This window comes from Vibrio sp. MMH1-50 (assembly GCF_022347645.1).
GTDB lineage: Bacteria > Pseudomonadota > Gammaproteobacteria > Enterobacterales > Vibrionaceae > Vibrio > Vibrio harveyi.
Window position 1 is genome coordinate 1 of record NZ_JAKRGG010000096.1, and the last position, 1,649, is coordinate 1,649.

Sequence of the window (1,649 nt, forward strand, 5' to 3'; positions counted from 1 at the left end):
TGTTCATATTAGGTGGTGAGAAGCTGTTCATTGCAGCTTATATCCTGATGTCCATTGTAACCTACGTAATGTACGCAATAGATAAAAATGCCGCTCAAAACGGCAAATGGCGGACACCAGAAAATACGCTTCATCTTTTATCGTTACTCGGTGGTTGGATGGGGGCATTATGTGCTCAAAATCAACTTCGTCATAAGTCGAAAAAACAGCCATTTAAATCGATTTTGTGGCTGACGATATTCGTAAATATTGGAGCATTTGTTTGGACACTCACTCCATCAGGTTCGGTGTTAGTTCAGAACTTTATTAGCAATTGGTTCTAGCACTAGCTGTGAGATGTGGGCTAACAAACTGTTTAAGAGTGATTCGCAACGCGTGGCATTTTTACTATGCGTTGGTTTTAGTGTTTAAGGTGGTATGCGGGAGCTTTGGCATTGCGTTGCTCACACCTTAACAGGGCGTTATGCTTCCATTCTGTTAATTATTTGAGGTTTATTTTGTATACGGAAATTAATAATAATATCGATAATATAATGAGTAACTTGAATCCACAGCATTGTAGATTTAAATTATCAGAAAAAATATAGAAGTTATTGGGTTATGAGGTATATATCGCCAGATTCAAAATTCAATGATAGTTACTTCAAATACTTAGAGGAACATAAAAACGATACTAAAATTGATTTCCTAAATGTGTGTCATAGCCTTAGTAACTTAACCGTTGATGCTAATCACTCGAAAGAAAGCTTTCAGTTTTCATTCATTACAAAGCTCATACATATGATTGATAGTTCGTTTCCTATATTCGATTCTATGGTCAGAGATTTTTATCATCTGCCTACTATTTCTGGTAATGATATTACTGATAAAATCATTAAAGCTGAGAAAATTATCAACACTCTAAAAAAAGAACAAAAGTCAGTTTTACTGAATGGTTCATTAGACAATTCAATACTTAAATTTAAGGCTAAATATCCGAAATCACTTCTCAGTCAAGAGAAAATTTTAGACTCATTAATTTGGGCTTACGTTTCACAAGCTAAAAAAGCATAACAAACTGTTTAAGAGTGATTCGCAACGCGTGGCATTTTTACTATGCGTTGAGCTTAGTGTTTAAGGTGGTATGCGTGAGCTTCGGTATTGCGTTGCTCACACCTTAACAGGGCGTTAGTCATAAGGCAATCGAAGCGTTAAGAAATGAAGCTTTCCCAGATAGCCAAGTAAGTCGCTCTTACTTTAAGCAGTTACCTCATATGCGTGCTCTTCATTTTCAAGGTGAACAGTTGGTTGGCTATCTTGGACTGGACTATCGAGCCGTGAGCGTCGGTGGTGAAATACATAAGGTTCTGGGCGTAATCGACTTTTGTGTTGACGAACGTTATCGAGGGCAAGGTATTGGCTCTTTTATGTTGTCAGAGTTATCGGCATTTGCTGAAACTAAAGATGTGGATTTTATAATCCTTATATCTGAGTTACATGATTTCTACTCAACAAACGGCTTTTTCCAAGTTCAGTGCATGCAGTCTTGGTTAAGGCTTCACGAGCACACCAACTTTGGAGTTGCTGTAGAGCATCTTGATGAACTGTATGTGAAACCACTCAGAGATAAGCAGTGGGGTGTTGGACATTTTGATTGGCTAGGTTATATG

General features: G+C 37.5%; 3 protein-coding genes. All 3 read left to right on the top strand.

All coding sequences use genetic code 11. The features are described 5' to 3' along the window. A partial coding sequence (locus tag MHO32_RS25720; RefSeq protein WP_239215039.1) for a DUF1294 domain-containing protein occupies positions 1-323 on the top strand: 323 nt, incomplete at its 5' end. A 457-nt stretch (positions 324-780) separates the two neighbouring features. Then, a complete protein-coding gene (locus MHO32_RS25730) occupies positions 781-1,053 on the top strand; it encodes a hypothetical protein (protein ID WP_239215042.1) in 273 nt (90 codons plus the stop codon). Positions 1,054-1,181: 128 nt separating this feature from the next. Next, the coding region (locus MHO32_RS25740) for a GNAT family N-acetyltransferase (RefSeq protein ID WP_239215048.1) at positions 1,182-1,649 on the top strand (468 nt) is incomplete at its 3' end.